This window comes from Nostoc foliaceum FACHB-393 (genome assembly GCF_014698505.1).
GTDB lineage: Bacteria > Cyanobacteriota > Cyanobacteriia > Cyanobacteriales > Nostocaceae > Nostoc > Nostoc foliaceum_A.
Genome location: NZ_JACJTD010000003.1, coordinates 355007 through 371594, shown reverse-complemented (window position 1 = coordinate 371594; position 16588 = coordinate 355007). Strand labels below are relative to the sequence as shown.

At 42.6% G+C, this 16588-nt stretch carries 17 protein-coding genes; 9 read left to right on the top strand and 8 right to left on the bottom strand.

The annotated features are described in order from the left end of the window. Positions 1-101 precede the first annotated feature (101 nt). The 3 genes from H6G92_RS05195 to H6G92_RS05185 form a co-directional block, all read right to left on the bottom strand. Positions 102-1910 (bottom strand): ABC transporter ATP-binding protein, encoded by a 1809-nt coding sequence (locus tag H6G92_RS05195; RefSeq protein WP_190891478.1) that lies wholly within the window; start codon positions 1908-1910, stop codon positions 102-104. A 194-nt stretch (positions 1911-2104) separates the two neighbouring features. Continuing rightward, entirely contained in the window at positions 2105-3235 is a 1131-nt protein-coding gene (locus tag H6G92_RS05190) for an aldo/keto reductase (protein WP_190891430.1), read from the bottom strand. Between the two features lie 92 nt (positions 3236-3327). Next, entirely contained in the window at positions 3328-3825 is a 498-nt protein-coding gene (locus H6G92_RS05185; protein WP_069072850.1) for a bifunctional nuclease family protein, read from the bottom strand. A 340-nt stretch (positions 3826-4165) separates the two neighbouring features. On the opposite strand from H6G92_RS05185, the gene H6G92_RS05180 reads away from it, so the two are divergent. Continuing rightward, positions 4166-4846: a riboflavin synthase gene (locus tag H6G92_RS05180; protein WP_190891427.1), complete on the top strand. Its 681-nt coding sequence runs from the start codon at positions 4166-4168 to the stop codon at positions 4844-4846. A 79-nt stretch (positions 4847-4925) separates the two neighbouring features. Here the strand turns inward: H6G92_RS05180 and H6G92_RS05175 are convergent, their stop codons facing one another. Beyond that, positions 4926-6584 carry a M23 family metallopeptidase gene (locus H6G92_RS05175; protein ID WP_190891425.1) on the bottom strand — a complete coding sequence of 553 codons (1659 nt, stop codon included), beginning with the start codon at positions 6582-6584 and terminating at the stop codon, positions 4926-4928. Between the two features lie 90 nt (positions 6585-6674). Then, positions 6675-7493 (bottom strand): biotin--[acetyl-CoA-carboxylase] ligase, encoded by an 819-nt coding sequence (locus H6G92_RS05170; protein ID WP_190891423.1) that lies wholly within the window; start codon positions 7491-7493, stop codon positions 6675-6677. Positions 7494-7570: 77 nt separating this feature from the next. Between H6G92_RS05170 and pgeF the strand changes: the two genes are divergently transcribed. Continuing rightward, positions 7571-8350, top strand: a complete 780-nt coding sequence (gene pgeF, locus H6G92_RS05165) for a peptidoglycan editing factor PgeF (RefSeq protein WP_190891421.1) — start codon at positions 7571-7573, stop codon at positions 8348-8350. 138 nt (positions 8351-8488) lie between these two features. Here the strand turns inward: pgeF and csaB are convergent, their stop codons facing one another. Next, on the bottom strand, positions 8489-9526 hold the full coding sequence (gene csaB / locus H6G92_RS05160; protein WP_190891476.1) for a polysaccharide pyruvyl transferase CsaB: 1038 nt from the start codon (positions 9524-9526) through the stop codon (positions 8489-8491). A 69-nt stretch (positions 9527-9595) separates the two neighbouring features. Between csaB and H6G92_RS05155 the strand changes: the two genes are divergently transcribed. From H6G92_RS05155 to H6G92_RS05135, 5 genes are all read left to right on the top strand, one after another. Beyond that, positions 9596-9931, top strand: a complete 336-nt coding sequence (locus tag H6G92_RS05155) for a DUF2499 domain-containing protein (RefSeq protein WP_190891418.1) — start codon at positions 9596-9598, stop codon at positions 9929-9931. Next, positions 9928-10227, top strand: coding sequence for a DUF3593 domain-containing protein (locus H6G92_RS05150; protein WP_190891416.1), 300 nt, complete (start codon positions 9928-9930; stop codon positions 10225-10227). Before H6G92_RS05155 ends, H6G92_RS05150 begins: the two co-directional genes overlap by 4 nt. 47 nt (positions 10228-10274) lie before the next feature. Next, a complete protein-coding gene (hisA, locus tag H6G92_RS05145; protein ID WP_190891414.1) occupies positions 10275-11048 on the top strand; it encodes a 1-(5-phosphoribosyl)-5-[(5-phosphoribosylamino)methylideneamino]imidazole-4-carboxamide isomerase in 774 nt (257 codons plus the stop codon). Positions 11049-11094: 46 nt separating this feature from the next. Then, positions 11095-11244: a hypothetical protein gene (locus tag H6G92_RS05140; RefSeq protein ID WP_190891413.1), complete on the top strand. Its 150-nt coding sequence runs from the start codon at positions 11095-11097 to the stop codon at positions 11242-11244. A gap of 65 nt (positions 11245-11309) precedes the next feature. Then, entirely contained in the window at positions 11310-11447 is a 138-nt protein-coding gene (locus H6G92_RS05135; protein WP_190891411.1) for a hypothetical protein, read from the top strand. A gap of 436 nt (positions 11448-11883) precedes the next feature. On the opposite strand, the gene H6G92_RS05130 is transcribed toward H6G92_RS05135, so the two are convergent. Together H6G92_RS05130 and H6G92_RS05125 are read right to left on the bottom strand one after the other, a co-directional pair. After that, on the bottom strand, positions 11884-12963 hold the full coding sequence (locus H6G92_RS05130) for a hypothetical protein (RefSeq protein ID WP_190891409.1): 1080 nt from the start codon (positions 12961-12963) through the stop codon (positions 11884-11886). A gap of 53 nt (positions 12964-13016) precedes the next feature. Continuing rightward, positions 13017-14000: a hypothetical protein gene (locus H6G92_RS05125; RefSeq protein WP_190891407.1), complete on the bottom strand. Its 984-nt coding sequence runs from the start codon at positions 13998-14000 to the stop codon at positions 13017-13019. A 435-nt stretch (positions 14001-14435) separates the two neighbouring features. Between H6G92_RS05125 and H6G92_RS05120 the strand changes: the two genes are divergently transcribed. Beyond that, on the top strand, positions 14436-15188 hold the full coding sequence (locus tag H6G92_RS05120; protein WP_190891405.1) for a winged helix-turn-helix domain-containing protein: 753 nt from the start codon (positions 14436-14438) through the stop codon (positions 15186-15188). Between the two features lie 53 nt (positions 15189-15241). After that, positions 15242-16561 (top strand): sensor histidine kinase, encoded by a 1320-nt coding sequence (locus tag H6G92_RS05115; RefSeq protein ID WP_190891403.1) that lies wholly within the window; start codon positions 15242-15244, stop codon positions 16559-16561. The last annotated feature ends 27 nt before the right edge of the window (positions 16562-16588 follow it).

Sequence of the window (16588 nt, the reverse complement as noted above, 5' to 3'; positions counted from 1 at the left end):
TAACGTGGTTAGATAGAGATGTTATGTGCTTTGTACAAAGTGAGCGTAGGCGCAGCCCAACATAGGCATCCGCTATCTAAATTCACAAAGTATCTCACATACTATTGATAACCGGCTGCTTGTAACAGAAACAACTTGGCATAACGTCCTCCTAGCTGTAACAACTCTTTGTGAGTTCCCTGTTCTATAACTTCGCCGTTTTCTATAACTACGATTTTGTCAGCCATTCTTACCGTTGAGAAGCGATGGGAAATCAAAAGTACCATCTGATTTTGAGTAATAGCGCGAAAATGATTGAAAATCTCAAACTCAGCTTGGGCATCTATTGCTGATGTTGGTTCATCTAACACCAAGATATCTGCTTGCGATCGCATAAATGCACGAGACAAGGCAATTTTCTGCCACTGTCCCCCAGAAAGTTCCTGTCCTCCCTTAAACCAACGACCAAGTTGAGTCTGGAAGCTTTGGGGTAATTGGTCGATAAAAGATTGGGACATGCCTTTTTCAGCAGCAGTTTGCCAACGGGTTTTGTTTTCGAGATGTTCTACATCGCCCACGCCAATATTCTCACCCACAGTGAACTGATAGCGGACAAAGTTCTGAAAAATCACCCCAATCCGACGACGTAGCACATCCACATCCCATTCCTGCAAGTCCAAGCCATCTAAGAAAATTCGCCCAGAGTCCGGTGTGTATAGTCGGGTAAGTAGTTTAATTAAGGTAGTCTTACCGGAACCGTTTTCACCGACAATTGCCAGTTTCTCTCTGGGTTTCAAATGCAGCGAAATATTTGTCAACGCTTGCTTGGAACTTCCTGGATAAGTAAATGATACGTTCTCAAAACGGATACCATCTTGAGGATTTAAACCAATGGTTGCATTACCCCAAGACTTTGGTACTTCTTCTTCCAGGAAATCATAGAGATTTGATAAATATAGGTTGTCTTCATACATCCCTCCAATAGAAGTGAGGGCATTGGAGAAAGTAGACTGTCCTTGGCGAAACACAGTGAGATACATTGTCATATCTCCCAAAGAAATCCTACCTAGAACTGTTTCCAGCACAATCCAAGCATAAGCTAGGTAAAAAGCACCAGTACTAACTAAACTCAAGAGATATCCCCACAATCCTCGCCGAAGAGTTAAATCACGGTCTTCGCCATAGAGTTGTTCAAATAGGCTGCGATAACGTCCTAACAACATCTCTCCCAACTGGTAGAGTTTTACTTCTGTGACAAAATCTTCTCTTGCTATGAGATTTTCTAAGTAATGCTGTTGGCGGGTTTCTGCTGCACGCCAACTAAACAAACGAAAGGCTTCTCCGGCAAATTTCGTTTCGGCAATAAATACAGGCATGGCTGCCAAAACCAGTACCACTACCGCCCAAACTGAGAAATTTACTAGCAAAATGCCGTAGGTGATTAAGGAAAGGGCATTTTGTACCAACCCAAAGGTGCGGCTTACTAAGGAAAGGGGACGAACCGATGCTTCTCGTCGGGCATTGGTCAATTTGTCATAAAATTCTGAGTCTTCAAACTGCCTCAAATCCAGTGTTAGCGCCTTTTCTAAGATCAGTACATTCACCCGTTGACCCATTAGCGCCCGCAATAACGATTGACAAATGATAATTCCTCGCTGACTACCTGCTAGTAGAATTACAGCGATCGCTTCCAATCCTACATAAAATAGGGAGGGATAGATATTGACAAAATCATTGCTGTCTGAATTAACTTGAGATGCAAATACCACTGCATCAACGATTAACTTGCTTATGTAAGATATCGCCGCCGGTAAAAGACCAGCCACTAAAGTTAAACTAGCCAAAAAAATAGTAAGCGATCGGCTAGTAGTCCATACTAAGCTTACAGCCCGTCCACTGTAGCGGAAAACCGTCAGTGATTGACGTAGGATATTTCTTTTTTTTTAATTTTCATCTTTACTTTCCGCGAGATACCCCAGGTTCAGCGGATCTTCCTAACTCTATTTCATCTTTATAAATTTTACCAAGAAAGAACTCAGAATTCGGGAGCCAGAATAACGACTGTGTGACTGGGTGGTGACTTCCATGCCTCAGAATACTGAATACTGAACTTCTGTTTACATTTTTATTCCCACAATCTCCTACCTGCTTTCCCACTTAATTGTTGGTGAGTATCTTCCAATAAAGCTGGAATATCTAAATTTTCTGGACACCGAGGCAAACAGTCACCGCATTCTGTACAGCGGTTGCCTTTCATTCCAGGGAACCAATGACCAGCATTTTCAAACATTCCGTAACGATATTGCCCATAGTCTTTCATGTCGTATGCCACTGTGAGATTTCGTAACCGCAATACCTCTGGAATATTGATATTTTCTGGACAGGGTAAACAAGCATAACACTGACTACAATTATCAGTTTCCAAAGCAAGTTTTTGGTGATGTTCTAATTGCTGGAAAGCAGAAATTTCTGCTGATGTTAACTCTCCACAATCGTCGGCGAATTGCAACGGTTCCATTAATTCATCTGGGTTTGCTGGCCCTATACTCAAAGTAGTAATACGGTTATTACTAAGTAAAAATCGATAATTTAATTCTAGGGGTGAATACGGTTTACACAGTTCTTTTAGGGTTTGGGGTGGCGTGTAGAGACGTCCTCCCTTGTCAGCAGGAGAAATAATGAAAACGCCCATGTCCTTCTCGGCAGCTAGCTGAATCGCTGGGGCGTGCCGTTGGAAAAAATAGTAATAATGCAGATTGACAAACTCAAATAAATCTGTATTGATTGCTGCCTGAATTAGCTCTAATGGTCCGTGGGTAGAAAAACCAACGTGTCGCACTCGTCCATCGGCAACAGCTTCCTCTACAGCTTGCATACAGCCATTTTTGGCTTGTACCCACTCCAAATGTTGCCAAGTGTTCAAGCCATGAACGCCTAAGCAATCTAAATAATCTAGCTGTAATCGTTCTAGGGATTCGTCGATACACCGACGCATGGTGTCAGCATCTGCTGTGGCTGAGATTTTAGTAGTGACATAAAGCCTCGTCCGGGGTACTGACAACCCAGCTTTTAGCGCCCTACCAAGATACTCCTCACTTTTGCCATAACCTCTGGCGGTTTCTAGATGATTAATTCCTAGCGCTAAGGCTTGTTCGATGGTCTGGTGAGCATTTTCAAAAGAAGCCAAGTAGCGCATTGTCCCCAGAGAAAAAACCGAGAGGTGCAGATTCGTTTTCCCAAAGCGTCGGTATTGCATCTTTAACAAAGTTAGAAGTTAAAAGTTAGGAGTTGAAGCAAGTAACTCCCAACTCCTAATTCCTAACTCATAACTCCTAACTCATAACTTTCCTAGCTGTCACCATTACCAAAACGCTTAATCAAATCTTCAGGACGGAGATTGGAAATAAATTCACGGAAGGCTTGCTGTTCGGCTTCATCTGCATCGCGATCAACGGGTATAGAAGCATCGGCAATCACTTCTTCCATTACCCAAATGGGAGTATTTGTACGGAGGGCAATGGCGATCGCATCGCTAGGACGCGCATCAATTTCTTTTTTGACCTCGCCTTGCTGGACAATTAAGGCTGCATAAAATGTATCCTTTTGCAGGGAATGAATAATTACCTTTTCTAGAGTCATGTTCCAAGCCTCTAGAATATTCACAATCAGGTCGTGAGTTAAGGGTCTGGGAGGCTTCTGATTCTCCAGCGCACCCATAATTGCCCTAGCCTGTTCCTGACCAATGTAAATTGGCAAAGCCCGCCGATCTGAAGAATCTTTCAAAAGCACGATCGGGCTGCGAGTTATGGCATCTAATGCTATGCCAGCGACTTTCATTTCAATCATTGGCTAGGCCTCTACAATGCTTTGAGAACCTTGGATGCTGTGTAACAAATAGTACCCCTTTTGGGGTGGTTTGGCGACAGTAATAAACATAAGCATTCGTTCTCTATAATTGCTTCTATTAAACTCCGAACTTGTGGTGAAAACCAGAGTAAGTCAAATTGGTCTTCTTAGACAATAACCTTCTTACCCAAGTATGCCTTGTGAAGGATGCTAATGTGTTAATATCCCTATAATAAAAAAAGTCAGAAAATATACTTGGATGTTCGAAATTTCTGTGACAATTACCAATTGATTTCAGCCAAAATTAGGCAATAAATAGAGTTAGTTTGACAAAAAAGCCGTGTTTACAGGATTAATTCAGGCATTAGGAACGATGGAACCCTTAGGGGGCGATTCTTGGCAAATTACTTGCAAAAGCCAGTCCGGTGAAGTAATTATGCAAGATTTAGCTTATGGTGACAGTGTTGCTGTGGATGGTGTTTGCCTGACAGTGGAAAAAGTTTTAAAAGATGGGTTTATTGCCACCGCTTCACCGGAAACTCTACGCCGCACAACGTTGGGAGGTGAGCAAACGCAACAGAGATATGTCAATTTAGAAGCGTCGCTAAGGGTGGGCAGTAAAGTTGGCGGTCATTTTGTGATGGGTCATGTAGACGGCATCGGTCGATTGCTAGTGGCAGAACAAACGGCTAGTTCTTGGGAAATGACCTTTATTGCATCCGAGGCGATCGCACGCTACATTGTCCCTAAAGGTAGCATAGCCGTCAATGGCATCAGCCTCACAGTAGCCGCTTATGAGCCAGAACTCTCGCAATTCAAAGTGGCGGTAATTCCCCTCACATACGCCGAGACAAATCTTCGCTATTTGGTTCCTGGAAGTTTGGTAAATCTAGAAGGGGATATTCTCGGCAAATACGTGGAAAAATTCCTTTACTCTGGTAATCCACACACCAGATCCACTGATGAAACTAGTATGGATGGCATTACACCCGCATTCTTAGCAGAACACGGGTATTTGTAACTGAAAGAGTTTGGAGTTTGGAGTTTGGAGTTTGGAGTTTTAAATTCATAACTCTTTACTCCTCACTCCTAACTTTCTTCTAGCTGCCTGGTTTCTGGCTTACCTGAGTAGTTTGTAAGCCTAGTACTAACTGACTGAGACCGCTTTGTAAATGCACGCCTGGGTCAGTAGCAACCCACCCATTTGGTGACAGATGACGGACTTCAAAGTGCAGGTGAGGGCCTGTGGAGTTGCCGGTGCTGCCAACTCGACCGATGACAGTTCCAGGCTCTACCCACTGACCGGGTTGAACAAAGATTTCTGACATGTGACCGTAGAGGGTTTGTTGAGCCGATTTGTGATTCAGGGTAACGGTTAAACCATAACCGCCTAACCAGTTAGCAGTTTCCACTTGACCAGCAGCTGCTGCCAAAACTGGCGTACCTGTAGGCGCACCTATGTCTGTACCAGCATGGAAGCGTTGATTACCTGTGATTGGATGAACTCGCCAACCAAATACAGAAGTGATAGAAGCGGGTATAGACAGGGGATATATCATTCCCGTACCACTATATGCAACTCTCCCCGTATAGGGGATTTGCGGCAATACTGATGCTAGTGAGAAGTCGTAAGCTACGTTGCTGGGGCGGGGTGCAATATTGCCATCTGCCATTGGTGGAGGTAAAGTTCCACCACTCGGTGCGATGGGAGTTGCACTAACTCTTGTGGGGCTGAACTCGCCGGGACTGGGGATAAACCGATTAGGGCGAAATGCGCTCTTGGTGACACCACTAGAACCACTTTGAGCAGCACGCCATCTGCTGGTATTGCCAGTAGTTGCAACTTGCCGCACGGGTGGAACTACTGGTAATTGGGCGTTTTGACTTCTTTTGAGCCAATTAGGTGCTGGTTTACCATTAGAATCAGCTACACTCCTTTGGGGTACTTTGGCGCAAACGCCGCCTAATACGCTTTGCCCTGAAGGCAAAATGGCTCGACAACCACTGGAACGTTCTGTGAGAATTACGGAATTTGGTGCTTGATAAGTACCTGTGGCACCACTGTCATAACTATTAGGATCAATATAGGCGTTATTATAATCCTTGGTTTTCCCCGCCGTTGCCCTGACAGTACTGTTCGAGTTATTTGATGGTTGAGCAACTTCTGGGAGTTTTTCAGGTAAAGAGCGGGCAGGGGTATTGGGTTTTTCCTGTCTCACGCGTACAGGTGCAACCTGGGAAGCTTCTATCTTGGGTTTTTCCTGTCTCACCCGTGCAGGTGCAACCTGGGAGGCTTCTACCTTGGGTTTTTCCTGTCTCACCCGTGCAGGTGTAATCTGGGAAGCTTCTACCTTGGGTTTTGACTGTCTGATAATCACAACAGATTCAGCAGCTTCGATTTTGGGTGTAGACTGCCTAACTGGCTCTTTTGATTGAGCAACCTCTGGCTTGCGTAATCTTTGTTTGAGTCTGGCTCGCCGTTGGGAAAATTCCGGTTGCGCTGGCGCGGCTTGGGGCGCAACAGCCTGTTTTTTAACTGGATTTGTAAATGCTGTTGGTTGGGAACTTTCAACAGTGGGAACGATGTTGTCTATTTGTGTTTCCGTTTGGGCAAACACAAAGCCGCCGCTAAGGAGGCTGACGCTACTCAGCCAACAGAGGCTCTGAGCTGGTAGCGTGGAAGCAAAACGTTTTTTTGTCAGACCTTGTTGCCATAAGTAATGCAAACGATGAGGGGCAGAATTTTTGCGCTGCGTCATTTGTTCTCTCAGTTGTGTGTAATTAGCCTAAAGAGATGATGCTAGTGGTTTGTCTTGCCCAAAGAGCGAAATTTTGAACAAACCTCAAATTTAAACGGAAGATTTATGGTACCCCAAACTGATTGTACCGGGTTCAATATAAATTTCCGGTGTAATTAGTTCCTTTGTATCATCTGTTTCTAAATCAACTCGTAAATTTCCTTGAGGAGTTACCCCAACTACTGTACCTGAAAGATTATTGACGTAGACCCGATCGCCCATGTTTATAAGCAAATCTAGATAGCGAGACAAGAGTATGGTTATTCCTTCTTGGCAAAGGCACTCCATACCGGATTCTATTCCCAGTAAGACTATAGAGGTTAGCATTTCCAGACAAGAAATTGGTCTGAAATCTTGGGAAGCTTGCCACGATTCCAGATTGATTCCCGTTTCTGGTACTGAATTTGTCCAGTTAATACCAACACCAATTACTGCTTGAGTGATTTGTCCTTTGTTTACTTTGGTTTCTGTCAAAATGCCGCCTAGTTTGCGACTATTTAAAATTAAATCATTGGGCCATTTTATCCCAACATTCACGCCACGCTCGCGCAATTTAGATGCAATTCCCCAAGCAGTAGCAAAAGTTAGTTGGTAACTGTCAGTAGCCTCTATTTTGTGGTCAAAATAAATCGCCACGGAAACATATAATCCCCCAACCGGAGAAATCCACTCGCGTCCCCATTGTCCCCGCCCAGCAGATTGCCTAGTTGCAATTACTACTGTTCCTGAAATAGCCCCTTGGTTGAGTAAGTTCCAGAGGGTTTGGTTTGTTGAGGAGACGCTTTCAAAAAAGTGAAGGGAAAATGGTAAATATGTATAGTTACGCCCTGCTTTCAAGGCTGCTTCCAAGTTTTGCAGATTAAATCCCACAGCAGTTAACCCAAATTCCGTTGTTCAAGTTAGCATTGATTGGCTGATGAGTGATTTCTGTTTAGGTTTGGTTGAAGATGCACACTTGGCACTGGCGCAATTGGGAAGGACTGCCTTATCTAACTTGTAGTATTCTGGAACATTGGCATCACGGCTTCTTTACCCAGCAGTTTTGGCCGCGATCGCCACAAGTTATCACAGAAGTATTGCAACCAGAGGCATCAGTCTATCGCTTAAAGCAGGTTCATGGCAATACTGTTCTCACCCCCCAAGAAGTTGAAAGCTTCTTAAGCTCTGTTGGGGAGGATTTAGCTTCGGCAGATGGTTTAATGAGTGAGCAGCCTCTACAAGCGGTTTGGGTAGCTAGTGCAGATTGTACACCCGTGTTGATTGGGGATGTGAAAACTGGACGAGTGGCAGCATTACACGCAGGCTGGCGGGGGACTGCCAAGAAGATTGTCCCCTTAGCGATCGCTAGACTACAATCTCAAGGCAGCAAACTCGATGATTTGAGAATTGCGATGGGCCCAGCGATCGCTGGGGAGGTTTATCAAGTCTCTATCGAAGTGGCTGCCGAAATTGGGGCTAGCATTATACCACATGAAGACGAAGAAAAAATTGTAACTGCATTACATGAGCTACCAAATTCACCTTTACTAGAAGACCCCAATCCTGGCAAGGTAAGGCTGGATGTCCGGCGAGTGAATACCTTACAACTGGAAAATATGGGGATTAGTGCAGAACAAATTGCGATCGCACCTTATTGTACTTTCCAAACTCCAGAGCATTTCTTTTCTTACCGTCGGGAGAAAGAGAAAAAAGTTCAATGGTCAGGAATTGTTAGCGGAAAAAGGTAAAACTAGTTTTAAGCTTTAGAGGATGTTTTAAAAGTATTATTGCTAACACTAAAATCTCCCAAATCTAACCTACCTCTCCCTAACTTTTTCCTCTGCTTTTAGGAGAAGGTTAGGTTTCTGAGGTTTTGGCCTGAATTATTACAAAAAAGCTTGGCTCAATAACTCACGGTGTATTAATGCCCTATCTACTAAAGATTTTATTTGCTCTGGTGATAAAGGATCACCATTGGCATAATGCTCCATCCAAGTCAGACTAATCAAATTGGGATCATCTGGTAAACTCGCCAAATCCCACCCTGGCATTTCCAAGTCTTCCATGAGACGATTTACTTTGGGGTCATAACTGAGAGCAAAGCAGCGACAACCAACAGCCGCAGCCATAATCAAGCTGTGCAGGCGCATCCCAATTGCCATTTCAACGCCGCGAAACACACCTTTTAAAAGTTGCGGATCTTCTAGACACAAAATCTTGCTGACATCTTTAAGGTGTGGTTGAATAGCTTCGGCAATACTTAAATCTTCACTTTTTTGAAATGGTAATAATAAAATAAAAGTCTGCGTAGCTTTTTGAAAATCCACCAAAGCACAAGTCAAGTTTGCCAGACGTGTTTCTGTAAGTTGGGGATGCGATCGCAACGTTACCGCAACTCTCGGCGCAGGTAAATCCCAAAGTCCTGGAACAGGTTTAGACTCCAACGCCCAAACCGGGTCAGGAGCTATGATACAAGGAATTTGCCAATCAGATAATAAAGCAGCACTGGCGCGATCGCGGACACTAACTTTAGTACAATTACCAAAGATTTGCCGTGCCAACCAACGAGTTTGCGGACGCACTAACGGACCAATACCCTGCGCCCAAGCAACAGTTTTCAAACCCATTTTCTGCGCCAATGCCATCAGTCCCCCATAATAAAATGGGCTGATAGTACTGGTAACATCTTGAATGAGACTGCCGCCACCCCAAATCAAGGCATCACTTGAGCGCAAAGCTTGCAGTACAGCTAAGGGAGCCATGCGATCGTAGGTTTCTACATTGTAGCGATCGCGTGTTTCCTCTGGATTACCAGAAAGCACCACAGGCGTTACGTGAGATGGTAACATTTGCAAAAGCGTTGCCAACAAAGCTTCGTCACCACCATTACCTTTACCGTAATACCCAGACAATAACGCCCGCATCTTGACCATTTTAGATTTTGGATTTTAGATTATCAGCTTTTTTAAATAAATATCTGTTGCTATTACTGTATGCACGCTCTATCGATTCCCACCTGGATTATTCATATTTCTAGCGTTATTGAGTGGATTGTCGCCATTTGGTTAATTTGGACTTACGGCGAACTCACTGGTAATCGCAATTGGTGGGGATTATCCCTTGCCATGTTACCAGCTTTAGTCAGCGCCATGTGTGCTTGTACCTGGCATTATTTCGACAACGCCGAATCTCTGGAATGGCTGGTAACGCTTCAAGCTACCATGACCTTAGTTGGTAATTTTACGCTTTGGGCAGCGGCGTTTTTGATTTGGCGTTCTACCAAGTCTACTAACACTATTGAACCAAAACCTATCAAATCAGAGCAATGATTTCTAAAGAAACCCTGTTTGCACTTTCACTGTTTCCCTATTTGGGTTTCTTGTGGTTTATCAGCCGAAGTCCACAAATGCCGCGTTTAGCACTGTATGGATTTTACGGCACTCTTGTCTTTGTTGCCATCACCATCCCGGCAGGAATTTACGCCCAATTGCATTATGGCGAGTCTTTGGCCAATGTAGATTGGTTGCACGGTGGTGCAGAAGTATTTTTGACCCTTTCTAATATCTTGCTTGTGATGGGTTTTGGGCAAGGGATAAGGCAATTAAAAATCAAAAATCAAAAATAGGAACCCCAGCTATAGCTAGCGTTTTGATTGCAATGAGGAAAAAGTAAATGGATGTAATTCCAGCAATTGATTTACTCGAAGGTCGCTGTGTGCGACTGTATCAAGGAGATTACGATCGCTCGCAAGTTTTTAGCGAAAATCCTGCTGATGTTGCCAAACAGTGGGTAGATGAAGGTGCTACTAGATTGCATATAGTTGATTTAGATGGTGCCAAAGCAGGTAAAGTAGTAAACTTGGGAGCAATTGAAGCGATCGCTCATGCAGTGTCAGTTCCCATTGAAATTGGTGGAGGATTGCGCGATCGCACCAGTGTGCAACAAGTATTCAATCTAGGCATACAGTGGGCAATTCTCGGCACCATCGCCGTAGAACAACCCCAGCTAGTAAAAGAACTGTGTGAAGAATTTCCCGAACAAATTATTATCGGTATTGATGCCCGTAATGGCCGCGTAGCAACTCGCGGTTGGTTAGAAACCTCAGAAGTTTTAGCAACCCAACTAGCTGTACAAATGCAAGAATTGGGTGCAGCCGCCATCATTTACACAGATATCCACCGGGACGGTACACTTATCGGCCCCAATTTAGAAGCTTTGCGAGAACTTGCAGCAGTAATTTCTATCCCAATAATTGCTTCTGGCGGGGTAAGTTCTGTCACCGATTTGTTGAGTTTGTTGGCATTAGAACCTCAAGGCGTGACTGGCGTGATTGTCGGACGTGCCTTGTATACTGGGGATATTTTACTCAAAGAAGCATTACGAGCGATTGGGCCAGGGCGGATTCAGGATATTCCACCGAATCTAGATTTTTCTACCTTTGCTTGATCTTTTCTGTCTTTGGTGGAACACTTCACACACTGTACTCGGAGTAATGAGTACAGTTGTGGCTCTCTTAGGCAGTCCGGCTATTTGTTTTAGCTACATAGTGAATGGTACGGAGGATGAAATGGTTGTAACACTGCAACTGCGCCAGATCGACCTTCAACCAGGGCAGTGCTTACGTGGCGTTGGGTGTACCTGAACTTTGGTGTTACGGAGGCGGTAAGTTGCAAGTATTATGTCTTAAATCAAGCAGAATACATTGAGATGCAAACTAGCCCAACATTTGGGAATTTGCCTGTGATTGAAGGAATATTGCAGTTTTTGCAATTCAGCCTCACAGAAGGATCTAGTACAGCGCGACGAGCATTTAGGCAGTGGGTGCGTGAGGCATTAGCGCAGTAATATCAAGCTTGCTTAAATACTGATAAATGTAGATTGGGTAGCCTATTTTGCCCAGCCACCAAGCGATCGCTAACTCATATATTAAGATTTATAATGATCCGGTTTTATCCAGTTAAAAGTTAAGGTTTTTCCCGATGTAACATTATTTACTAACTTTTTCTAGTTAAACTTAAATTTTCTATGATATATTTCTGTAATCAACCATACCCGTGATGTAGATAATAGTGTAGTAGATTTTAAAATTTAGTATTATGTCTAGTCAAGAACAAAATTCCAATCAAGCATTTAAACAAACACAGGCTAGCGCAACAAAGAAGAAGAAACGACAACCTCCCCCAGACATCAAAAAACCAAAAAAAACCGAATAAAAATCGTTATACTTCCTTGTAGAGACTTAATTTAAGTCTCTACAATTCTTATTAATAAAGAAATCAACTTATTTATTTTTTACTTGAGTCTTTGCTTGTTCTAAAGCTATTTCTTTTATTGCTTGGTATGAATTAACATTTGAAGTACCTTCAATAGCTTTAACTGCCAAATCCTGAACTTGTTTCAGAGCAGATTCAAGTTGTTTAGAAAGATTTTGAATTCGCGTCTCTTGATTAGTAATAGTTTGTTCTAAAGATTGTAGTCTTTGTTCATAGAAACGCTTTTGACCTTCTACTTCTTTAGAATATAAATCTGATTTGATTTTAGCTTGGTAGTGGGCAATGCCTTTGCCTTCTTCTGTAGCTTTTTTAATGGCTGCTTCTTTATCTTTTGGAAAAGCTTCTACCTTGGCTTTTAATTCTTCAAATTGTTTCTCTCTCTCAGAAATTGCTTTCTCTCTCTCAGCCCACTGTTTTTCTGTTTCTTGTAGTAATTCTTCCAGTTGCTTATATAGCGCTTTCTGCTCTTGTTCGTATTCGTCACTTTGCAGTTGCCGCTGGAGTTCTAAATTATACTTATACTCTGCCGCATCGCGTTGCCGAGTTTTATTCAAGTTTTCATTCCGTTCTTTTATCACCCGTTGCTGTTCCTCTTGTTCTTTACACCAAGTATTCCTTTGATCTAGTATTTCTTGGAATAACACTTCAGAACGCTGGCTATATTCTTCGTGATAAGCTTTAGTATTATCTTCATAAGCTTGGATAAGAGTATCCAAGATATCATCAGAAATTTCCAAATTGTGCAACTGTGTTAATTGTTGGATTTCTTCTTCTAAAGTTCGCCTGATTTCTTCTAATTTAGAGGCTTTTGTGGTTAGCTGTTCCGATAATTCATTTGCAGCGCTGCCAAAACCTAATTGAGTTTTCACTAAGCTTTCAATTGTATTGTTCATTTTTTGTTGGACACTAGAAAGCTGATTCATAGGTGTTTTTTGTTCTAATTTAGGCTGTTCTTTAGTTCCAGACTGGTTTTCTTGGGCAACTTGTTCGAGTTGCGATTTCAGCGCTGCTTTTTCTTTAGCCAACTCCTCATACGCCTGAAGAATTTCTACTTTAGTATTCTTATCAGTCGGTTTTTTTACCACCACAACAAACCTCCTCTTCAGGAATTAAAAATGATTAAGATGCTACAGACTCACAACTATTTAGGATTAGAACTACCAAAAGCTCTCATAGCTAAGTCTTGTGCTTGTTTTAATGCAGTTTGCAATTGAGCAGATATACCTTCTATTTGCTCAGACTGTTTCTTAATTGTTTCTTCTAGAGATTGAATTTTTAGTTCATAGCTCTGTTTGTTAGATTCCCATTCTTTCTCAAATAAATCAGCCTCGATTTTAGCTTTTTGGCTTGTTTCTTTAATTGCTTCTTCCCTAGCTTTCTTAACGGCTTCTTCCAGTTCGTTAGGAAATTTAGTTACCTTTTGTTCATAATCTGCAAAGAGTGGTTGACGTTCAGCGAATATCTTTTCTCGTTCTGCCCAATCTTTCTGTTTATTTTGATAATTTTCTTGAATTTCCCTTTGTTGTTGGCGTTTTATCGCTTCGTAGCTGTCTGTATTGAGTTTACGAGTAGTTTCTAACTTATACTGAGATTCTTCTTGTTCTTGCTGGCGATCTTTAGCTAATAAATCGTTATATGCTTGGAGTTTCTCTTCATACTCTGCTTGCTCTTTTTGCCATTCTCTCCGCCTGATTGTGATTTCTTTCTCTAGTGTTTCCCTTTTGCTGATAGTGTCTTGTTCTAGGGTTTTTAATTTTTCTTGGTGTTCTTGACTTAAAATGTCTAGAGTATCCGCTACAACTCTGATTTGTTGAAGCTCTTGTAAGCGTTGAGTTTCAATTTCTATAGCTCGGTTCAATTCATCTAACTTGGAATTTTCCTGAGCTAGTTTTTCAGATAATCCATTGAGAATACTACCAAACTCCAGTTGTAAATCAGCTAAACCTTTGACAATACTATCAACCGTATATGCAGAAGCTGCTTGCAGAATTTCTTGACTTTTTGCCTTTTCTGCTTCCTCTTGTTTGGTTGCTATTTTAGATTCCAGCTTTTTTCTTTGGATAATAATTTGTTGAAATGCTTGCATTAGTTGTTGTTTGCTGTCCTTGACTCCAACTGTAGTCATCTTCCAACTCCCTTCAATAGGCAAATGATTTATTGGGTAGCAAGCCATACCAAGGACTACCCTATGCAGACATCAGAGTAGCCTTTAAATCAACATTTTTAACGCAGTGGAAATACGGAAATCATCACCATAGGACACTTAGGTAGTACGAATTTTCCACATATATGTCCTTATGGTTTTCAGTTATAGTTTTCCCTTTAGCTTTTAGTACTTTTGTACTAAAGTGAATATACCCAACTTAATCTGCTTTTGTCAAGACAACCCTTCATGTAATTGCGTGATTTATGATTTAGGAGGGTCCTGTGGCATATGTTACTTTTTGTAAAGAAAATCTAAAAGAATTAACCCTAGTAGAAGCGCGGTTGCAGTAAGGCGAGATAATAGATTCAATCATCCTAATTGATACAAGCACAGTCCCAGACTTTTGTGATATCAATGTATACCAGTGAATCGACCAAATATTCTGCTAGAACGGACATTGGGCAAACCAGCCGTATTCTAGTAGTAGAAGATGAAGAATTAATCCAGGAAATGCTAGCTGTAGCCCTGGAAGAAGAAGGTTATGGGGTGACAACTGCACCCGATGGGCGGTCTGCTATAGAGTATCTCAAAAGTTTTGAAACCAACTCCGGGGAACTTCCCTTTGATCTGCTCATTCTTGATTTGATGCTGCCTCAAATCAATGGGCTAGATATTTGCCGTTTGCTGCGTCATCAAGGAAACCCAGTACCTATTTTAATGCTCAGTGCTAAGGGTAGTGAAACAGACCGCGTTTTGGGGTTAGAGGTGGGAGCAGATGACTACCTGACCAAACCCTTTAGTATGCGTGAGTTAGTGGCTCGTTGTCGCGCTTTACTCCGCCGCCAACGCTTAAGTAATTTGCCACAACTACCTGTATTAAAATTCAAGGATGTCACCTTGAATCCTCAAGAATGTCGCGTGCTGGTTCGTGGTCAAGAGGTGAGTCTTTCTCCTAAAGAGTTCCGCTTGCTGGAACTCTTTATGAGTTACGCCCGCCGGGTATGGTCGCGGGAACAATTGCTAGATCAGGTTTGGGGGCCAGATTTCGTCGGTGATAGTAAAACCGTAGACGTTCACATTCGATGGTTGCGCGAAAAATTAGAGCAAGACCCCAGTCATCCTGAATATATTGTGACTGTACGAGGTTTTGGCTATAGGTTTGGATAATTAGTTTAGATAGTTGTTAGTTTTTAGTAGTCACAAAGAAACTAACAACTCAAATGCTTTTATTGGGATTTTGTCTGGGTTTAGCGGTAGGCATTGGGTTTTGGGTTTGGCAACAGGTTCAACTTAACCGCTACCTGGGGCGCTTACTCCGACCGTTAACCCCGCATTCTTACAAGATGGGACTGCTGTTGATACCTGGTTTGCGGCAGGAAATAGCGATGGTGAAACAGCAACGGCAAGATTTGCAGCAGTCGTTGCAAACTTACCAAGACCTACTAGATTTTGCACCAGTGGCATATTTGCAGGTGGATGAGGAAAATCAACTGCTGTGGTGCAATCGGCAGGCACAGGAAATTTTGTATCTGCAAAGTTGGCAACCAGAACAGGTGCGCTTGTTGCTAGAGTTGGTAAGGTCTTACGAACTTGACCATTTAATTGAGCAAACTCGTGATCGGCAAAAACCACAGACGGGCGAGTGGGTATTTCATCCATCTTGTGATGATGCGGCAGAGATGCCAACACTAAAATCTCTGGCCTTGCGGGCATCTAGCTTGCCTTTGCCCAATGGACAAGTGGGAGTCTTTTTAGAAAATCGTCAACCCCTATTAGATATAAATCAAGTACGCGATCGCTCTTTTTCTGATCTAGCACACGAACTCAGAACGCCCTTGACTTCGATTCGCTTGGTTGCGGAAACTTTACAAACCCGCTTGGAACCACCTTTAAATCGCTGGGTTAATCGCCTAATGCAAGAAGTTGATCGGCTGATTAACTTAGTGCAAAGCTGGCTAGACCTCACCCAAATGGAAGCAAACCCAACCATGCAATTGCAAACCAAAGTTGTAGAATTGCGATCGCTCATTGCATCTGTTTGGGAAACACTAGAACCCTTGGCACAGCGCCAACATCTATCTTTTTCTTATTCTGGCCCAGAAAATCTTTGGATTAAGGCAGATCAAGCTCGTATTTATCAGGTTTTTCTCAACTTGCTAGACAATAGCATTAAGTACAGTCCTCCTTGTACAAGTATTCATGTTGAAGCCAAAATCTTATCAACAAAGGATAATGATGCTGCTTCCCCAATTCTGGAAATAAATCTTATTGATTCTGGAGTCGGGTTTTCTGAGGCAGATTTACCCCACGTTTTTGAGCGATTTTATCGAGGAGATAAGGCGCGAACCCATTCCCCACAAGATAGTAACTCCATAGGGGCGATCGTTGGCAATGGTTTAGGTTTAGCGATCGTTGAGCAAATTCTTCTTGCCCACGGTGGTTCAATCAAAGCTATGAACCATCCAGAAACTGGTGGTGCGTGGATGCAACTCCAATTTTGTGAAGTTATGGCAAACTCCTTAAGCCAAGACTATAGTTAATAATATCTTCACGTTTGAGATCACAAG

Bases quoted from the DNA above. Each gene is read 5' to 3' on its own strand.
- H6G92_RS05140 (WP_190891413.1), top strand. From the start codon at position 11,095: ATGAGTACAGTTGTGGCTCTCTTAGGCAGTCCGGCTATTTGTTTTAGC.
- csaB (WP_190891476.1), bottom strand. From the start codon at position 9,526: ATGCGGGCGTTATTGTCTGGGTATTACGGTAAAGGTAATGGTGGTGAC.
- H6G92_RS05175 (WP_190891425.1), bottom strand. From the start codon at position 6,584: ATGACGCAGCGCAAAAATTCTGCCCCTCATCGTTTGCATTACTTATGG.
- H6G92_RS05120 (WP_190891405.1), top strand. From the start codon at position 14,436: ATGTATACCAGTGAATCGACCAAATATTCTGCTAGAACGGACATTGGG.
- H6G92_RS05125 (WP_190891407.1), bottom strand. From the start codon at position 14,000: ATGACTACAGTTGGAGTCAAGGACAGCAAACAACAACTAATGCAAGCA.
- H6G92_RS05135 (WP_190891411.1), top strand. From the start codon at position 11,310: ATGCAAACTAGCCCAACATTTGGGAATTTGCCTGTGATTGAAGGAATA.
- H6G92_RS05155 (WP_190891418.1), top strand. From the start codon at position 9,596: ATGCACGCTCTATCGATTCCCACCTGGATTATTCATATTTCTAGCGTT.
- hisA (WP_190891414.1), top strand. From the start codon at position 10,275: ATGGATGTAATTCCAGCAATTGATTTACTCGAAGGTCGCTGTGTGCGA.
- H6G92_RS05190 (WP_190891430.1), bottom strand. From the start codon at position 3,235: ATGCAATACCGACGCTTTGGGAAAACGAATCTGCACCTCTCGGTTTTT.
- H6G92_RS05185 (WP_069072850.1), bottom strand. From the start codon at position 3,825: ATGATTGAAATGAAAGTCGCTGGCATAGCATTAGATGCCATAACTCGC.
- H6G92_RS05150 (WP_190891416.1), top strand. From the start codon at position 9,928: ATGATTTCTAAAGAAACCCTGTTTGCACTTTCACTGTTTCCCTATTTG.
- pgeF (WP_190891421.1), top strand. From the start codon at position 7,571: ATGCACACTTGGCACTGGCGCAATTGGGAAGGACTGCCTTATCTAACT.
- H6G92_RS05115 (WP_190891403.1), top strand. From the start codon at position 15,242: ATGCTTTTATTGGGATTTTGTCTGGGTTTAGCGGTAGGCATTGGGTTT.